Below are 17,662 nucleotides of genomic sequence, written 5' to 3'. Positions count from 1 at the left end.
CTTACTGTTCGTAGCCTTCGACAACCGTAGACGGTCTCACATGAGCCTCTTTGGGATCTTGTCCCGCATCCCGTAGCCCTCTACGTTGGCGGAGTAGGTCCCAGCACTGATCCAATTCGACTTGAATAGTGGTCAGCCGCTTTTGATCGGCTTCGGTCAGGGCTCGTTGGTTTCCACGCGAAAACAACTGATGCTCTTCCGTGACAAGTTTCTCAATATGTGTCAGCACAGGCTGATCCGTGTCTTTCTCGCTCATAACCAACCCTCCTCGTTTACCGTATTCGTTGGGTTCCCATTGGTTCGTCCCTCGTAGAAGTCTCCACTCAAAGAACACGTTGTACGCGGGCAGAGATGCCGCATCTTGAGATCGGCGCGAACGCACTCACGGTTGATATTTTACTTTCCCGACGAGTGTGCGTCTACGCAAGACTGTCACGCCCTTGCGATCGCCATGTTATACGGCGGGGACTCGTTATGAACAGGAGATGTTTCTGTCGCTTGAAAAAGGGTTGGGTGTTCTCAAGGATCTCAAGAGATCTCTCAAACGGCACCAGTTGCCCGCTTCACGGCTGTTCCGGATTAGTGCGTTGATCCTTCCCTTTATCATTTGCTACCATCGCGGCGTCGTTATTCCGTATTTCCACGCAGTGCGGGAGGCATCATGAGGACTCTTCGCCTCTGTACCGCTATCCTTGCCATGATTCCCTGCGCCGTGTACGCGGATCTGAATGGCGATTTCGCTGCCTGCCGCCGGAATATTCTTCAGATCGGGTCAGACCCCAAGTCTCCTGCCGAGCAATATTGTCTAGGGCTCTCATATGCCTTTGCGCTGAATCATCCGAAAAACCGATCCACCGCTGCGTCATGGTTTCGAAAAGCGGCAGAGCAAAACTACGCACCGGCCCAGGCCATACTCGGATACCTCTATGAGCGCGGCGATGGGGTGAGGACCGATCCCGTTGAGGCGGCAAAATGGTATCGAAAGGCCGCGGAGCAGGGACATGACGACGGGCTCTTCAATATGGGGCGAGCCTATGAGCACGGCATCGGGCTCACGAAGGACTTGGGGCAGGCCAGGACCTATTACTCGAAGGCAGCGGCGGCCGGATCGCGGGATGCTCAGCAGGCGCTTGCCGGCCTTGGCCAAGCGACGGAGCCCCTCACTCCGGACCAGGATAAAATCAATGCAGGATTGCGGTTGTACAAGGCGAAGGATTTTGCAGGAGCAGCCAAGATCTTTCAGAAGTTGGCCGAGCAAGGGCATCCCCGGGCGCAATATCGGATGGCCTACCAATATGAGCGTGGGGAGGGCGTTCGCAAGAATTGCGATGACGCGGCGCGATGGTATCGAAAGTCGGCAGATCAGGGATATGCGGAAGCCCAAAACTATTTGGGCATGATGTATGAAGACGGAATCTGCGTGAAGGAAGATTGGGCAGAAGCGGTCCGATGGGTCCGCAAGAGCGCCGATCAGGGAAATCCAGACGGGATCTTTCTGCTTGGACGCGTCTATCAATTCGGCATGACGGTGCCGCAGAGCCGACAAGAGGCGATCCGCTGGTTCGACAAAGCCGGCGATAAGGGGCACGACCAGGCCAACTACTGGTCGAATCAATTGAAGGGACGCAATACGTACATCGGATTTCGGAATGACGCGGAACGCGATGCGGTCGTGGGATTGAAACTGCGGATGGTTACGCTGAACATCGAGCCGGTCGGCCGAACGTTCCGGAATTCCTCCGAGCGCATGGCCTATCTTATGCAGGCTGGGAAACAAGCGGATGACGAAGAGGCCATGCTGCAGTGGGAATGGAAAAATCGTGAGTACAAGGCCTGCCGCGATGCCGGCGGCTCCGGATGCATCGCGCCTGATCCACCGCGGTGATGAACTCGTGCAAGCGAGCGCCCTGCACCCGTCATCACCCAACGTGAATGATTGTGGCGTCGTATCTATCCTCATTCTGGTCGTCTGCCGGGAAATGATCGTTATGTGTTCCGTGCTAGGTCTGATTGAACGAGATGTGTGAGACGGTGAGTGGGCTCTGTCGCCGAGGAAAATCACACGGTGCCGCTGGTATTCCAATCTGACCGGTCAAACGACCTCGGAGATTAGAAGGCGAGCTGCGACGAAGCAGCTGCAAATCTCAAATGTTGTCGATGTTTGTGAGCGACATACAAACAGTGAAAATCCCCCTGTTATAAGCACTGGGGCTAGATCAGAATATGCCATGAGTGACAGCGGCAAAAATGAGCATAACGGTGAGGAGGGAGGTATGCCTCGGCTTTCAACAACCCACTTTGAAAGGTCATTGCCCGGTCTTGATGATCTTGAGGACAGCGGGTTCGCAAGCGCGAATTCCATCGAACGGGGGAATGCAAAACTACGAATCGCTTGGTTGAGCGTCACACTGACGGGTGTGATCGGTCTTGCATACTCGTCAATGCTGCAATCCTTTCGTACCTCCACCGTCTTGGTCCTGATCGCTCTTCTCTGTTGCTATGCAGGATACGGGTATTTCCTAAAAAAGAAGAGCACCAACCAATTTGGCGATTCGGTCTATTACATGGGCTTTCTCTGGGCGATGTTTTCCCTGATCGCGAACTTGGTGGTCTGGCCGGCCCCCAAGCTGACAGCCAATGCGATTCTGACTCTATTCGGTTACGCACTGGTGACGACGTTCTGTGGAATGCTTCTCCGGCTCTTGATCGTCCAATTTAAGGAGACGCATCCCGATCGACTGATGGAAGCCCACGATAATCTTGATCGTTACGTCGCGGCTCTGACGCAGGAGATCCAGGTCGCGACGGATGACATGAGGTCGTTCCGAGATCGCGCACTCGGAGATCTCAGTGGGACGCTCCAGGATCTTCGCCAGTCGTTGACCGGTATTCGAGAAAAAATCGCCGAGCAGCACCAGACCATGAGCGCAGGATTTGAATCTTCGTTGAAAGAATTTGTCGGGCGACTGGGGGCGATTCAGATTCCACAGGAGACGCTCACGGTAGAGGTGGCCAAACTTGTTGACGCGCTAGGGAAGCAGGGAGAAGGCGTTGAAGCAGCGGTGCACAAACTGGAGGCGAGTTTGATGCAGGCGGCTGAAACCGTGACCCAGTTTGGGGATTCATTCTTCGGATCGGAGAGTGCGAAGCAGGTTGGAATCGCCGTGAATGATTTGCACGGCACGATCAAAGAACGAGCTCAAGAATTCGCCGATCTGACTATCGCACTGGAGGGTAGCCGTTTAGAGCTGAATGGTCAGCTCAATAACTTGCAGTCGGTGCGGGCGGCATTTGGCAAGGTCTCCACACAATTGGCAACATTGGAAACCGAACTGAGCAACGTGTCGGCCACGGCAATATCCGCCGATGTCAGGAGCAGCTTGATAAATGTGCAGAAGGCGGTCGATTCAAGCCTCGACGCGAGCAAAGCGATCGAATCGACGATGCGGGGAGTCATGTTCTTCTTGAGAGACCGGGTGACTCAGGAAGGTTCTGCAAATGGAAAGTGAATCGCGTTCAAGCTGGCCACTCACGTTATCATTCGTTGAAGTACTGCTGTTGCTCGTGTTTGCAGTGATGATGGTCTATGTGGCGGACAACGTCGAGAGCAAAGGACCGGAGCCGGCGGAAGGTGGATTTGAGCCCAAAAGTCAAAGTGCAGCCGTCCCGCCCGGGTTTGATATGGCGACGGCGAAGAACAGTGCGGACAACAAGAATGAGGAAAAGAACAGCGCCCTGGAGAAGCGGGTCAACGACATGGCGGTTCTTGTCAATGAATTAAAGCTCATGGTGGGCGCAAAGGCTTCGACGAAAGAGAGCTTTCAAGAAGCCATTGACAACCTCAAGCGCGGCTATGTGCTCTGTCAGAAAGAAAGTAATACGTTGATCGAAGCCAGCATGCTGAATGGTGTGGAATCGGTTCAGGTCATTGGAGAGATTCCTCGTGACTTGGAAGTCAGTCTGACGAAGGGGAATGAGACGTCGGACCTGGATGAAATTGTGTCGTTCACCCAGGAGGTGTATCAATACGAGAAGGCCCATAACTGCCGATTCAATTACCGACTGAAGTATGCAACAGACAACGACTATCGGAAGGCGAGAGAGACATTCGAGAAGTATTTCTATCCTGAGAAGATGATCAGAATCGGAACCGGATGATCAGAGGCTTCGAGAATTCGACTGTTTGATGAATTCACGGTGTGGTGAGCGATTGCCCATTTGCCAGAAATCCATCAACGTCCATCTTCTGGATGTGATTTATCCAGTGCAACTTGTATGATGGAAACCACGCCGTTTGGTTGTAATGCCATCTGCGCGCTCGCTATGTACCCATACCTCGTATTGGACGGACATTTGACGGGCAGAAGAAGTAGAAGTATAGGACGTGCCTGCCATGCCTTGAAACGTGTCCGCCGGCTGCCCCGCCATCGCGGTTCAGGGCTTTATTTTCTCAATGGCCGAGAGTTTGCCGTCAGGCGCATACGTGAGATGGTAAATCACGAGTTTATCTTTGAAGGCGATTTCAATGGGGGTAAAGATCAGCTCCGTCAGGCAAAGCGTGAAAAAGTCGGCAGCAAAATACAGAAATCCGGTAAAGAATTTGGCGACACCGCCGTGAGCATCAGGGTCTAATTTATATCGGTCATCATATCCGCCATTTTCCAAAGTCGACATGTTGTCAGGTTGGCCCAGTTCGGCGATCACTGCGGAGCGCTGAGCGCCTATCTGAATGACGTCGACATCGCCTCTTTTGGTATCGCGGCTTGCTACCATCAAGACAGAGCAACCTGATAGGCTGTAGATGAGTGTGAATACGACAAAGACGTTTGGCCTGCGCATATATTCCTCCCTACAAGAATAACGATGAAAGTCTTGCCATCATTCAGAAAAGATACCAGGGAGTTACAGGCAGTCCAGTTTTTTGCCAAACCTGGAATGCGAACGGCTCCAGGCGGGTAAAACATCCAGGGTCCAGTAACGACCATGCAACAAACCTTGCTCCATCTAATATCCTTCTTCGTATGGCTGGCTTTTGCGAATACTGATAGCGCTCAAGCGTTTCCGACCGGTTTGATGGGCTCTTCTCACGATTCCCAGGATAAGTTGGCCGTTCCGGTTGCGGACGAGCATCCTCCATCACGAGACCGTCTTCCGGTTGCCGATGGAGTGGTGGATCGATACCTGCTCCACCCTCGTGGAGGCGTGAATGGACTTCTGTTGCGCGACGGGTCACAAATGTATGTGACCTACCGCGCTGCCGAAGGACTCATGAACGACGTTCAGCCTGGTGATCATGTGCGAGTGTATGGACGTCGTGGTTCCGACTCCACCCTCGTGACGCCTGATGTCATCGTCAACGTAACGGACGACAAGACCTTCACCGTTCCCTACCGCCTCGACCTGCCCATCCCTCCCACAGAAAACCAGCCGACAGTCAATCAGATGAGAGCCGCGGGAACCATTCAAATCCTGCTCTATGACTACTTGAAGGGTGGTATCAATGGCATGCTGCTATCCGATGGAACACAGGTCCGCTTGCCTCCCGATGTGGGAGAGCGTTTCCCTGCATCGTTGGAGCAGAATCTGTATATAGAAGTCGAAGGGTACGGGACGACTACCAACCATGGCCGAGTGCTGGAAGCGACCACCATCGCTCGAAAAGGAGGGCCCGTCACTCCGTTGGATGCTGCCACTAAAGAGTTGCGCTAAGCCTCAGGGCAGGGTGTTCAATCCATTCCATAGCTGTTGCTCGCTCCAGCCATAGACTCTCCTCGCACACTGCGCTTGCGTCAGTTAGAGCGCCGATTGTCCTCCAGTTCGTGAACAAACCAGAGAGACTCGCCATCGAACCAGAACGGCTGGTTGTGAGTTGCGGAGATCTTCCTAAGATCTATGGTTGCAAGATGAGGAGAAACCACCTCATCGATTGTACTTCCAGAGGATGCGGGGCCGGAGGAAGGAGCATGCGAGGTGTGCCTACTCTCTTCTCGGCTGTCACACGAAGCAAGGAAACAGATTATCAGGCTTAGGAATGTCGTAAGAAATAAACGCAGATGATTATGCATACTCATGATTGGCAGGATGCCTGCGTCAGTGTGCAATGGCAATCCCTACGCTTGGGTATTAACCTAAAGTAGGGCACTCGCGGTGATTAATTATGTGTAAATCTTGGATGGTGGAATGCGGATATGTGAACCAAAGTACCACTAGCAGGCTGCTGAAAAATTGTTTTGGACCCCGGAAAACACAGAGCCGGGTGTGCAGACAATGGTCTCATACCTTTCACGATTATCTAATAGCGGAGTGACCATGAACTCTCTCTCGGTCTCATTCAGAAAGCGGAGAAGGAAATATGCCTCGACAGGAAGATGACCCGGTCTTCAAAGGAGTCCCAGGTTGCCTGAGTTTTTACAAAGTGATGATGTGGTATGACGGTCAAGGCAAGCTACGACGTGCTATTGACTCTCACAGGAAGAAAGGGTCGGAGAGATCGAGTTTGAAGTATTGCAATTCGATAAGGTGTTCAAGACTTCTCGGATCCCGATCGGGCAAACCGAAAGGATGACCGGCTGAAATTCCACAAGACGATCAAGGCCCAGGACACCAGCAAGGGGATCGAGGAGCCGATCGCGTAGATCAATCAGTCCTAATCACCATATCGATGATCACGGCTGAGTCCCACCGCGGGCGATAAGCGGAGTCAAGTCTGCAAGTGACTGAGCGGTAGCCTTAGAGAGTCTTTGCGTAGACTATGAGCTGATCGAATGCTGTGCCCCAGCCTTCGTGGAATCCCATTTCCTCATGCTGCTTCCGACCCGCCTCGTCCTTGTGGACCACGAGCGCCGTATACTTTGTTCCTTTCTGATGTCGTTCAAAGACGAGGATGGCGGTAAATAAGAACGTGTCACAGGCTGCCACGTTGTCTGCCGGTGGAGGAGCCGGGCGGTACCCTGGCAACAGCGCATTCGTCCAAACGAGCTTCTCGTTCGGGACGATCTCAAGATAGCAGCCGACATGTGGAAATTCCTGTCCTTCCGGCGAGCGCATCACTGTACGGAAGATCCCGCCCGGCCGAAGATCGATTTCGCAATCGACGGTTTTCCATGGCGCTGGAGTGAACCAGGGTTTGAGATGTTCAGGGGAAGTCCAGGCTTTCCAGAGCAGTTCTTTCGGAACATCGACGATACGTTCAAAAATCAAATCGAGCTGAGAATCAGGCTGATGTCTCATAGGCGTCATCTGTTCGTCTCCTTCATGTTCGTGAGGTAGTCATCCAATTGGTTGAGGCGTGTTTCCCAGATTGCCCGATGCTTGGTCATCCACTGCTCCGCTGCTCTCAGGGCTCTTGGCTCAAGGTGGTATGTTCGTACCCGACCGTCTTTGTGTGAGCGCGCCAAACCACAATCTTCCAAGACGGTGAGGTGCTGCATGAACGAAGGGAGCGCCATATCGAACTGCGCCGCCAGTTCGCTGACAGGAGCCGGTTTCTTGCTCAATCGTTCAAGTACGGCGCGTCTGGTGGGATCGGCCAGGGCATAGAACACGCGATCGAGGGCAAGGGTAGAGTTAGGCATACGCCTAACTATAGGATGGAGAAACACTTAGGTCAATAGCTACGTGTTCGAGGATGACGCCAGGAACCGTTACGCAATGATGGGCAAAAATGAAAAACTCTTAGGTCATCAAACGGCCCGCAATGATTCGGCACAGAGCATTCAGCAAGGGCGGGAGAATGAGAGTGCCTCATGGATTCATTTGGCTTTGTCATTGGTCTGGACGCGTCGGGAGAGCGACACGATATAGGCCGCCGACCGTGCGGCGATCATTGGGTCCGCCGCCTCGATACCTGGGGTCAGAGCCCCCGGCACGAACAACAGTTTTTTCTCTGCGGCTTGACTGTCCGCGACCGCCTTGGTGATGGCGATCGTACCCAGCTCTATTGTCTTTCTCGTATCCGGCCATGCAATGGTCGGATCGTCAATCTTGTCGCCTGCTTCAGCGACCTGCACGAGCAGCTTAAACGTGATGGGACCGCGATGAACCCGGTCGTGAATCTCAGCGGTCAGATAATCAGGCCCCTTGTCGGATACCTGTTCTTTGGCGAGGTATTGCGCACCGGCCAAGGGTTGTAGCTGGTAGCGACCCAGTATCGTGGCTCCCTTGGCATTGGTGAACTTGAACGTATTGATTCCGAAATACGCGACGGTGCCGTAGCTGACGGGCGGAGGCTTGGGGGTTTCCACAAATGTCTTTGCCGCAGGATGTGTGCTCAGAAACGTTTCGATGGCCGTCGGCTTCGAGGCATCTGGTCCGCTTGACGCAATCGCGAGGAGGAAATCTCTGAATTCTTCGGCCGTGGCAACGGGAAAGCCGTTGTAGGACAGCACGACCATATCCGTTTTCGACCCGTCCGGAAGGGAAAACTTCACGGCCATACCGCGTGGCATGTCGTTGGTATCGGGAACGCTTGGCAGCCCCGACCCGGCGGAGAACCTGACGGTCACCGGCACCGGTTTCTTCTGTTTTTTCAGATGAGCAGCCTTGCTCACCGATGCCGCCGAAGCGCTCGGAGTGAAGGTGCCTTCCAATACGACGCCCTTCGGGTGATTGGCCCGCATGCCGGGATGGGCTCCGAACACGGCAGTGAAGGCATCGACCAGTTGTTCAGCCAGAGATTTTTGACTTGCGGCTGTCTCTTGGGCAAATCCTAAGACAGGAACCACAAGCGAGACGGTCAGCGCGGCCATCGCTGCGAGTGCTTTAGGCATGAGTGCCCCTCCTCAGACTATCGGTGAGATGTCGCAAATGTGAAATCAGCGGTACTGTACTCTTTCACGTAGCTAATTCCTAGTTCGATGCCGCGAGACCCGTCTGAAAGCTTTGGACCACCCACAAGCTCCTGACCATCCACAAATGCCATGATGAACAGCCGGGCTCGCGATGACCGCCCTATGTCTATGCGAGAGTTGTGGACGTACGGGCATGGATCTGCAAGAAGTCTTGATGCACGGGAATTCGATAACCGCCTTCAGGAGAAGTGAAGTTGGCCTGGAGGTAGGCTTCGACTTCGTGCCGGGAAGGGGGTTCCTTGATGTCCAGCAAATTGAGCATGAATTCCGCAACCGCGTAGGTCTTGGCCAGGTCGGGGGTCATCACATTTGCCGGATCGAGCGTGGTCACGACCTCATACCGATCCCCGTGTTTCACGCGAAACGTGTCGGCAACCTGGCGCAATTCGAAACGATGTCCAAGGAAATGATGAACCATGTTCATGCATCCGCTCTCGCGGTGTTGGAGGACGACGATGGTCACACCGGTTGGCGACATCCATGACACGAGGCGCTCGAGATGCGCCAGCCAATCCTCGGCCGGAACGTAGTAAAACATATGAGAGCACAGGACGAGATCACCCTGCGCAGCCGGTTCCGCCGTCATGATCGGCTGGCCGATCGCTTCGGCGGCAGGGACGGCCTGTTGCAACTGCTTCAATAAATACATATTCGGCTCGATCGCGATGGTGCGTTCGAAGGCGTCTGCGAAGTTCCGGGTGACCTCGCCGTTACCCGCTCCGGCATCGATGAAAACGTTGCGAGCCGGCAGACGGTCAACCACCTGCTGAAGCCAGCGCCTGGCGTTCCGCTTCTGGTCGGTATGATCCAGGAACGTTTGAAAGGCCAGTTTGTAGGCCTCGCCCTGGGAATCGAACACGCGCACGCGCTGCTGGTCTGTCATCATGGCACTCCGTAGTGGTGGCTAATCGGGTTAAGAGACCGGGCATTTTAATCGTTCGAGCCCGGTTCGGTCTATCAGGCAATCTCCCGGCGAACTGGACAACGTCGGAGGCAGTCTCCTGTCTAGAGTGGACGACCACACGGCCCTTGACAATTGATCAAACAACCTCAAGAATCTCGCGCCAGCGCGCAACACCCTGTATACAGACACCCATCTCAAGTAAAAGGAACTCATCATGGATCCAAGTTTTTGGCATCAACGCTGGGAGAAGAATGAAATTGCGTTCCACGAAAGTAAGGCCAACCCGCTCTTGGTCAAGCACTTCAAGGAATTGTCTTTACTCAAAGGCAGGCGGATATTCGTCCCATTGTGCGGTAAGACCCTCGATATTGCTTGGCTGGTCTCTCACGGCTATCACGTCGCCGGAGCTGAATTGAGTCAAGTTGCCATCGAGCAGCTATTCATCGAACTTGGAGCGCAACCGGAAATATCTACAGTCGGCGAACTCGAGCAGTGGAGCGCCAACAATATCGACATATTCGTTGGAAATATCTTCGCATTGTCCAGAAAGATACTTGGTCCAGCCGATGCCATCTATGACAGGGCGGCGTTAGTGGCCTTCCCCGAAGAAATGCGAAAACGCTATGCCGCGCATCTGATAGAGATAACTGGGAAGGCACCACAGTTGATGATTTGCTATGACTACGACCAACGCCTGATGGATGGGCCTCCGTTTTCAATCAGCAATGATGAAGTACGCCGGCATTACGCAAATCATTACGATCTAACGCTCATTTCGAGCACGGATGTATCCGGTGGATTAAAGGGGAAATGTCCCGCCAAAGAGAATGTCTGGCTGCTAAGAAATAAGTAGCTCCATGAGGCGATTTATCCGGTCAACCACTCGCACCCGCGGGTACGGCTCGTCCCTATCCGACGCCTGCCACGCGCCTGAAGTTAGACGAAGTCGTGGTACTCCGGCTCGTACACCTTGGCCCGGATGAAGGCGCCAAGGTCCGCGGGCCGGGGGACACCGGCGAGGCCTCGCGCGAAGACGAGATCTGCTACCTTTTCCGCGACATGGAGAGAGGACTTCAGAATGTCCGATTGGGGAGGGTAGATCAGGCCTGCGTCCAGATCCTCCTGCGTCACTTGTTCGGCCACGCTCCTGGCGGCGCACAGGAACATCTCATCGGTGACGCGCCTCGCCTCGGTTGCATAGATCGCCATGCCCAGAGCAGGGAAGATATAGACGTTGTTCCCCTGGCCCGGCACGAACGTCTTGCCGCCGAAACGGACCGGCGCAAACGGACTGCCGCTGGCAAAGATCGCGCGGCCTTCGGACCACCGGTAGGCTTCTTCGGCCGTACATTCCGAGCATGAAGTCGGATTGGAGTAGGGGAAGATGATGGGCTGAGCATTGATCCGGGCCATCGCCTCGATCACGGCTTGGTTGAAGAGCTTCGGCACGGTACTGACCCCGATAATCGCGGTCGGCTTGATCGATTCAACGGCAGAGAGAAAATCTTTCAACTGCGCATGCCGGTGCGCGAACGGCTTCTGGAAATCGGTCAGGTTCGGGCGGCTGCTCTCGATCAGTCCATCGACGTCCACCAGCCAGCAACGTGCCCGCGCCTCGGAAGCAGACAGGCCTTCTTCCATCATCGCGAGGCTGATGAGTTCCGCGATGCCGGTGCCTGCCGAACCTGCGCCGAGGAAGAGGAATGTCTGCTCCTTCATCTTCCCGTTGTTGATACGGAGGGCGGCGGAGATGCCGGCGACTGCCACTGCCGCGGTGCCTTGGATGTCGTCGTTGTAACAGCAGACCCGCTCGCGATACCGGGCCAGGAGCGGGACCGCATGGAAATTAGCGAAATCCTCGAACTGGATGCAGCAGCGCGGGAAGACCTCCTGCATGGCCGTCACAAACTCCTCGAGAAAGTCATCGTACTCGGCTCCGCGGATTCGCGGCTGGCGGAGCCCGAGGTAGAGCGGGTCGGCGAGCAGCGTTTCATTATTCGTTCCCACATCCAGCGTGATTGGAAGAGTGACGTAGGGCGGCACGCCCGCGCAGGCTGTGTACAAGGCGAGTTTGCCGATGGGAATGCCCATGCCGTTGACGCCAAGGTCACCGAGTCCGAGTATGCGTTCACCGTCGGTGACCACCGTGAACCGCACGTCTTTTTCAGGCCAGTTGCGAAGGACCTCCTTGATGCGGCCACGGCGTTTGATGGAGAGATAGAGGCCCCGGGGCCTTCGTAAGATGTGGCCGAACTTCTGACAGGCTTCTCCCACCGTCGGTGTGTAAACAAGCGGCATAAAATGGGCGGGGTCGGACATCAACGTTTTGTAATACAGCGTCTCGTCATTGTCTTGTAGCGACGACAGGTAGATGTATTTTTCGAGGTCGGTGGACTTACGGCTGAGTTGAAGGTGGATGCGACGGAGTTGAGTCTCTTCCGTGTCTATGCCTTCCGGGACGAGCCCAATCAGGCCGAGCGTCTCTCGCTCACGTTCGGTAAAGGCCGTCGACTTGTTCAAGCGAGGGTCGCGAAGGAGGCGCATGCCGTGTGGCATGTCCTCACGCAGACTTTGAATGTCCATAGGGATGACTCCTGGGTTGACGTGGTATGCATGGCTGAAGCGGCAAAGCCGAAATGTTTTCAGAGCGACTTCTTCTAAAATGCCGTCACCAATCGCCCTAAGCAGCAGCCGTAGTATAGGCGGAAACGAGTTCGATTATGTATCCGTACCTCCCTGTTTGTTTCCGCGCCTGAGTTCCCTTGCTTGACAGACGTGTCATCAAACCGTAGCCTCCTGCCCCAGGAGATCGTCCCCGTCATATTGACGGTCTTTGCCGGGAAGGAGTAGTGAGTGCATGACTCTCACGATGGAAAGACAGTGACTATGACCGAGCAAGAGGTCGAAGCGGGGCAAGCAGTCTATTCTAAGCCGATTCTCGGGATATACGATTGGTTCGTCTTAGGATTTTCCAACCGTTTGATTTGGAAGTGCCCTTCAAGGCACATTCTTGCATTGTACGATCGACACGTGACGGCGAATCACCTGGACGTCGGCGTGGGCACCGGATACTTTCTCGACTCCTGCCGCTTTCCGGATGCTTCAACGCGACTGGGATTGATGGATTTGAATTCCAACTGCCTCGATGCCGCTGGAAAACGGCTCGCCCGGTATCGCCCGGAAGTCTATAGGGCAAATGTACTCGATCCGATCAGCCGCGATATCCCGAGTTTCGACTCCATCAGCCTGACTTACCTCCTGCACTGTCTGCCTGGGACGATGAAAACCAAGAGCGCGGTGTTTCGACATCTCAAACCGTTGCTCAAGCCAAACGGAGTAATGTTCGGCGCCACGCTGCTCTCCGATGGTGTGCATCGCAGTTGGGCTGCCAAGCGGCTGATGGCCCTTTATAATGCCAAGGGCGTGTTTACGAACGATCAAGACGATCTCCAAGGTTTGCGAACCGCGCTCTCGGAGCATTTCACCTCAGTGACCATTGACGTCGTGGGATGTGCCGCCTTGTTTTCGGCTCGCGGGTGAATTTTTCCGGCGCCGTCCAATGGATGGAATCGGGCTGACAAGTGATTTGGTCACTGAAGAGTACACGGAGATGTCGTCCACAGCGCAGCCAGGAACAGGCTCAGACAGATTGATTGAATGGACTCCCCTTGGGATCGCTCTCTGTCTGATCTTCTCGATGATGCCGGATAGGGAGGAGTGGTTGTATGTTGCGGGTGCCATTGGAGTCGTCGCGTCGATAGCGGTAGGCCGGACATTGGGAAAGTCGGAAGGGGTAGTCTTGTACGCGCGCGTGTGGAGATTTGCCAAAGGGTGGTCACTCGTCGTTGCCTTTGCCGCTCTCAGTCTGCTTCATGCGAAGTGGCAGCCGATGGCCTTCTTCGCCGTCGTCGGTATCATCTCATCGATATTGTTCTGGCTTGGTTGCAAGTCAAACGGTTGATTGCATGAGAGGCGGATCGATTTTCGACACAATGGATAGACATGCTCCCAGGGCGTTCAGTACAACACCGAAGAAAGAAACGCACCGGCCGGTTTCTGATACAGGCCACGGCTCATGAGCGTCATGGGCTGGACGATGCGTAAGCCACGCGTCAGACACCACGCCAGCAGATCCGTGTTTCGAGTCGGGAGCAAGAATCCCGGACCGGCAAACGTTGTCGTTGCACCGATCAGCGCCTTGATCTCCTCATTCGTCCGGCCAACGGCATGGCCCAAGAATCCGACATTGGTGGTGTAACCGGTAATCCCATTGCCATGCTCGACGACTCGAGCCGTTCCGTCGGCGATCGCGTGCGCGAGTTCGCTGCGCCGATTGTGCCCATGCACATTGAAGCACAGTTCATTGCACGCGTCTAAATCGTGCAGGGTCGCGGAGCGCACGCGATAACCCGGCAGAGCCAGATTGAGCGGCTGTCCTTGCAAGACCGAGAGGGGTTCGCGTGCACGGAAGCCGAGTTTCGTATACAAGGAAAGCGAGCGGCTGTGATAGGCGGTCTGGACAAGCCGAACTCCCACATGCTGTCGTGCAAATGCCCGTTCCAGCACCCGCTCCATCAATCGGCGGCCTATGCTCTCGTTTTGTGCGGCAGGAGCGACAGTGATCGGCCCCACAGCCGCGATGGTATCGCCCTCCCAGAGAAAGTTGCTGCCGACCACGCGATTATCGATCTCCGCGATCACTGAATGGACATCGGCTCGTGACAACACCATTGAAAGCAAGGAGACCGCGATGTCCGCGGAGGGAAAGTCAGGAGGAAAATTGTGCTGTTCGGCGATCGTTTTAAATGCCTCATGGGCAATTCTCCCACAGAGTGCGGCATCACCGGTCGTACCTGGTCGGAGCACCGTGTTCTTCATGGCTGCCTCCGCGTGGATAGGATGGCGCTTGCTTCCAACGAATCCAATGATATCTGGACCAGCGGACGTTGTGAAAGTCAGAATCCTGATTGGACGGTCTGCCCACATCGATCACACGAATCTGGCAGACCTTCGTGAGGAACTGCCGCCGAACTTTCAACTCGTGCGTTTCCCTCACGAGTTCCGTGAGCAGTAAGCGTTCTGCCCCCCCTGTGCAAGGCTACCGGTCCGTGAATTGAGCAAAGGTACACAACACCCGGGCATTGGATCTTTCATGCAACCCGGTGCACATCCGTAGATGGTCGATGATGTTATCGATATTGTCAGAGTCCTGATGGGGGCGGGCGATGCAAATAGGTGTGAAAGGCAGTATTACAGTAGCAAGGAATGCCGTTAAGACCGTTCGCCGTGGACCGCAAGCTCTCTTCTCCCCCTACGTGTTTTTGCCCTGCCATTGGAGTTTGCGGCACCGGCCGATTGGTCGGGGCGAGGCCTCGCGTGGCTTCGGAAGCGGGCAGGCGGAATTCCCAAGGCTCGTTTGAAGGCGCGATTGAATGACGGTTCGGACTCATAGCCCACCTCGCCAGCCACTTCGGCCACGCTTTTCGAGGTCGACTTGAGGAGCTGTGCCGCGAGGTGCATTCGCCACCGTGTGAGATAGCCGATCGGCGTCTCCGACAGATAATAACGGAATCGCTCGGCGAGCACGGAGCGGGATAGCCCCACTTCGCTCGCGAGCGAGGCAATCGTCCAAGGCTTCGCCGGCTCTCGATGCAGAAGGGCCAAGGCCTTGCCAATTTCCGGGTCTCGCACGCCCGCGAGCCAGCCGGTCTGTTCCGGTGCCAGCCCTGCGATATACTGCCGCAATGCCTCCACGAACAACGCTTCGGACAATTTCGCAACGACTGCAGTGCCTCCCGGACCAGAGGCTTCGGCGTGGTCAACCGAGTAGCGCAGTGTATTTTCCAGCCATCGGCCCGACGCATGGTCGCGGATATTGATCTTGATGATCTCGGGCAGCCCCGCGAGGAGCATTTGACTGAGTTGCGGGTCACAGGTCATGTAGCCGCAGATGAGCTTCGTCACGTCCCCGCCTTGGCCGAATCGATAAAGCCGCAGTCCTTCGGAGACGATGCGGGGGAGGTGGCCGGCGCTTTCCATCGGCGTGACAGGAGGGCCGTTTCCCATCATGTGAGCCTGGCCGTGCGGAAGCACCACGATGTCGCCGGGCACGAGTGAGATGCGCCCTCCGTCTTCCCCCATTCTGACGTAGGCATCGCCTTCTGCGACGAGGTGGAAAATAATGACGTGTTTTGACTGGACGGACAGATAGGTTGCCATGGTGCACGAGTCCGGCTCACGCGCGCACCAGGGTGTCGAGAATTCGCCGTTGAAGAACACGGCGCCATCGAGCTTCACGGCCTTGAGCACTTCGGACAGCACGTCCATACGGGAACTCCTCGAAACGGGACCGACTGTTGGCTAAGAAATCCGGACGAGCCGCTAAACGACCCGCAGCTTAGCATTCCCCTGCTAAGAGAGCCAGATGCCCTGATAAGACTCCCTAGTGGTCCCCTTCTATAATGCGAGCAGAGCACCCCGGGTTGCGGTCCACCACATATAGCAGGGAGGCCACGATGGTGATCGATCAGGACAAACTCAATAACTTTCTCGGCAAGGCGATCGTCGATATTGCGGCGGCCTGGAGCGCCAACATGGTGCTGCTCGGCGACAAGCTGGGTCTCTATAAGGCGATGGCGGATCTGGGGCCGGTCACTTCGGCTGAGTTGGCGGCGGCAACGGAGACGGCCGAACGGTACATCCGCGAGTGGCTGGGAAATCAGGCAGCCGGCGGCTATGTGACCTACGATCCCGCAACCGGACGGTACACGTTGCCGAGCGAGCAGGCGGCGGCGTTGGCGAACGAGGACAGCCCGTACTTCCTTCCGGGCGCGTTTCAAGGCATCGCGGCAGCGTTCGCCGCGAATCCCAAGATCGAGCAGCGGTTCAGGACGGGCAAAGGACTGGGGTGGGAGGAACACGACCACCAGCTCTTCGAAGGGACGGCACGGTTCTTCCGCCCGAACTACGTGGGCAACCTCGTTTCGAATTGGATTCCCTCGCTCGACGGGGTGGAGGCGAAACTCAAGAGCGGCATCCGCGTGGCGGACGTCGGCTGCGGCTTCGGCGCCTCGACCATTCTCATGGCGCAGGCCTACCCCAACTCCACCTTCATCGGGTTCGACTATCATCAACCATCCATCGAGGCGGCGCGCCGGCAGGCCAAAGGCGCAGGCGTCTTGAACGCGACGTTCGAAGTGGCCAAGTCAACGGACTATTCTGGAAGCGGCTATGGTCTTGTCACGCATTTCGACTGCCTGCACGATATGGGCGATCCGGTCGGCGCCGCCGCGCGAGTGAAGCAGACGTTGTCATCAGATGGTACGTGGATGATCGTGGAACCCTTCGCAGGGGACAAAGTGGAAGACAATCTGAACCCCGTCGGTCGTGTCTTCTATGCCGCCTCCACGATGGTCTGCGTGCCCGCTTCGTTGCACTATAATGGACCGGCCCTGGGGGCTCAGGCAGGGGAGGCGCGTCTCCGTGAGGTCATCATGAAAGGCGGCTTCACGCGAGTCCGCCGCGCAACTCAGACGCCGTTCAACCTGGTTCTGGAGGCACGGCCCTGAACTAAAGCGATGGCATGAGGGACGCCGCGGTATGCTGCGGCGTCCCTCGACCGTCTGGCCGCGAAGGTGCCCCTCCACGGCATCCAGCTAAGTATCCTGATCTCTTTCTGTCCTATTTTCTTGTTTGGGAATCCATTTAGATTCTTCTGCGCATCTGTTGTATACGCTCGCCCTGCCATAGCCAACCGCATTTCATCGTGCTTGATTGTGTGCGCAGAAGCAATTCTCTCTCGAATCAAAAGGTTCCGAAGGTCGGAAGGATGCAAAGAGGTAGATCCAACTTCGGCATGACTGATGCTCATGTACGGTTTAGGAAGCGAGAGACCATTGAGAATGGCACT

General features: G+C 55.6%; 18 protein-coding genes. 9 read left to right on the top strand and 9 right to left on the bottom strand.

Annotated features, from left to right (window positions below):
• Position 1: 1 nt before the first annotated feature.
• A complete protein-coding gene (locus W02_RS04505) occupies positions 2-262 on the bottom strand; it encodes a DUF2630 family protein (protein WP_370467960.1) in 261 nt (86 codons plus the stop codon).
• Between the two features lie 399 nt (positions 263-661).
• On the opposite strand from W02_RS04505, the gene W02_RS04500 reads away from it, so the two are divergent.
• The 3 genes from W02_RS04500 (at position 662) to W02_RS04490 (ending at position 4,158) form a co-directional block, all read left to right on the top strand.
• The gene (locus W02_RS04500) at positions 662-1,885 is read left to right on the top strand and encodes a tetratricopeptide repeat protein (protein ID WP_173045206.1); all 1,224 of its coding nucleotides are present in this window, start codon (positions 662-664) and stop codon (positions 1,883-1,885) included.
• A gap of 388 nt (positions 1,886-2,273) precedes the next feature.
• Positions 2,274-3,509 (top strand): hypothetical protein, encoded by a 1,236-nt coding sequence (locus W02_RS04495; RefSeq protein ID WP_173045204.1) that lies wholly within the window; start codon positions 2,274-2,276, stop codon positions 3,507-3,509.
• The gene (locus W02_RS04490) at positions 3,499-4,158 is read left to right on the top strand and encodes a hypothetical protein (RefSeq protein ID WP_173045202.1); all 660 of its coding nucleotides are present in this window, start codon (positions 3,499-3,501) and stop codon (positions 4,156-4,158) included. Before W02_RS04495 ends, W02_RS04490 begins: the two co-directional genes overlap by 11 nt.
• 276 nt (positions 4,159-4,434) lie before the next feature.
• Here W02_RS04490 and W02_RS04485 read toward each other — a convergent pair whose 3' ends face one another.
• Positions 4,435-4,839, bottom strand: a complete 405-nt coding sequence (locus W02_RS04485; RefSeq protein WP_173045200.1) for a hypothetical protein — start codon at positions 4,837-4,839, stop codon at positions 4,435-4,437.
• A 144-nt stretch (positions 4,840-4,983) separates the two neighbouring features.
• Between W02_RS04485 and W02_RS04480 the strand changes: the two genes are divergently transcribed.
• Positions 4,984-5,709, top strand: coding sequence for a hypothetical protein (locus W02_RS04480; protein ID WP_173045198.1), 726 nt, complete (start codon positions 4,984-4,986; stop codon positions 5,707-5,709).
• A 1,020-nt stretch (positions 5,710-6,729) separates the two neighbouring features.
• Here the strand turns inward: W02_RS04480 and W02_RS04475 are convergent.
• The 4 genes from W02_RS04475 to W02_RS04460 form a co-directional block, all read right to left on the bottom strand.
• A complete protein-coding gene (locus W02_RS04475) occupies positions 6,730-7,239 on the bottom strand; it encodes an SRPBCC family protein (protein WP_173045196.1) in 510 nt (169 codons plus the stop codon).
• Positions 7,236-7,574 carry a helix-turn-helix transcriptional regulator gene (locus tag W02_RS04470; protein ID WP_173045194.1) on the bottom strand — a complete coding sequence of 113 codons (339 nt, stop codon included), beginning with the start codon at positions 7,572-7,574 and terminating at the stop codon, positions 7,236-7,238. The genes W02_RS04475 and W02_RS04470 overlap by 4 nt, the downstream gene beginning before the upstream one ends.
• A gap of 177 nt (positions 7,575-7,751) precedes the next feature.
• Positions 7,752-8,768 carry a catalase family peroxidase gene (locus tag W02_RS04465; RefSeq protein WP_173045192.1) on the bottom strand — a complete coding sequence of 339 codons (1,017 nt, stop codon included), beginning with the start codon at positions 8,766-8,768 and terminating at the stop codon, positions 7,752-7,754.
• Positions 8,769-8,955: 187 nt separating this feature from the next.
• Entirely contained in the window at positions 8,956-9,735 is a 780-nt protein-coding gene (locus tag W02_RS04460) for a bifunctional 2-polyprenyl-6-hydroxyphenol methylase/3-demethylubiquinol 3-O-methyltransferase UbiG (protein WP_173045190.1), read from the bottom strand.
• 232 nt (positions 9,736-9,967) lie between these two features.
• Here W02_RS04460 and tmpT point away from each other — a divergent pair, with 232 nt between their 5' ends.
• Positions 9,968-10,606 carry a thiopurine S-methyltransferase gene (gene tmpT / locus W02_RS04455; protein WP_173045188.1) on the top strand — a complete coding sequence of 213 codons (639 nt, stop codon included), beginning with the start codon at positions 9,968-9,970 and terminating at the stop codon, positions 10,604-10,606.
• Between the two features lie 83 nt (positions 10,607-10,689).
• On the opposite strand, the gene W02_RS04450 is transcribed toward tmpT, so the two are convergent.
• Positions 10,690-12,336, bottom strand: a complete 1,647-nt coding sequence (locus W02_RS04450; protein WP_197742135.1) for an NAD-dependent malic enzyme — start codon at positions 12,334-12,336, stop codon at positions 10,690-10,692.
• A gap of 270 nt (positions 12,337-12,606) precedes the next feature.
• On the opposite strand from W02_RS04450, the gene W02_RS04445 reads away from it, so the two are divergent.
• Complete coding sequence (locus W02_RS04445; protein WP_197742134.1) at positions 12,607-13,293, top strand: class I SAM-dependent methyltransferase; 687 nt, start codon at positions 12,607-12,609, stop codon at positions 13,291-13,293.
• Positions 13,294-13,312: 19 nt separating this feature from the next.
• A complete protein-coding gene (locus W02_RS04440) occupies positions 13,313-13,714 on the top strand; it encodes a hypothetical protein (protein ID WP_173045186.1) in 402 nt (133 codons plus the stop codon).
• A gap of 56 nt (positions 13,715-13,770) precedes the next feature.
• On the opposite strand, the gene W02_RS04435 is transcribed toward W02_RS04440, so the two are convergent.
• Positions 13,771-14,631, bottom strand: coding sequence for a GNAT family N-acetyltransferase (locus tag W02_RS04435; RefSeq protein ID WP_173045184.1), 861 nt, complete (start codon positions 14,629-14,631; stop codon positions 13,771-13,773).
• Positions 14,632-14,701: 70 nt separating this feature from the next.
• Between W02_RS04435 and W02_RS21735 the strand changes: the two genes are divergently transcribed.
• Positions 14,702-14,827, top strand: a complete 126-nt coding sequence (locus W02_RS21735) for a hypothetical protein (protein WP_255458561.1) — start codon at positions 14,702-14,704, stop codon at positions 14,825-14,827.
• Between the two features lie 197 nt (positions 14,828-15,024).
• On the opposite strand, the gene W02_RS04430 is transcribed toward W02_RS21735, so the two are convergent.
• The gene (locus W02_RS04430) at positions 15,025-16,080 is read right to left on the bottom strand and encodes an AraC family transcriptional regulator (RefSeq protein WP_173045182.1); all 1,056 of its coding nucleotides are present in this window, start codon (positions 16,078-16,080) and stop codon (positions 15,025-15,027) included.
• Positions 16,081-16,268: 188 nt separating this feature from the next.
• Here W02_RS04430 and W02_RS04425 point away from each other — a divergent pair, with 188 nt between their 5' ends.
• Complete coding sequence (locus tag W02_RS04425; protein ID WP_173045180.1) at positions 16,269-17,321, top strand: methyltransferase domain-containing protein; 1,053 nt, start codon at positions 16,269-16,271, stop codon at positions 17,319-17,321.
• The last annotated feature ends 341 nt before the right edge of the window (positions 17,322-17,662 follow it).

Origin of the sequence: Nitrospira sp. KM1, from assembly GCF_011405515.1 — a bacterium.
Taxonomy (GTDB): domain Bacteria; phylum Nitrospirota; class Nitrospiria; order Nitrospirales; family Nitrospiraceae; genus Nitrospira_C.
The sequence above is the reverse complement of the archived record's forward strand: the minus strand, read 5'-3'. Positions and strand labels throughout refer to the sequence as shown.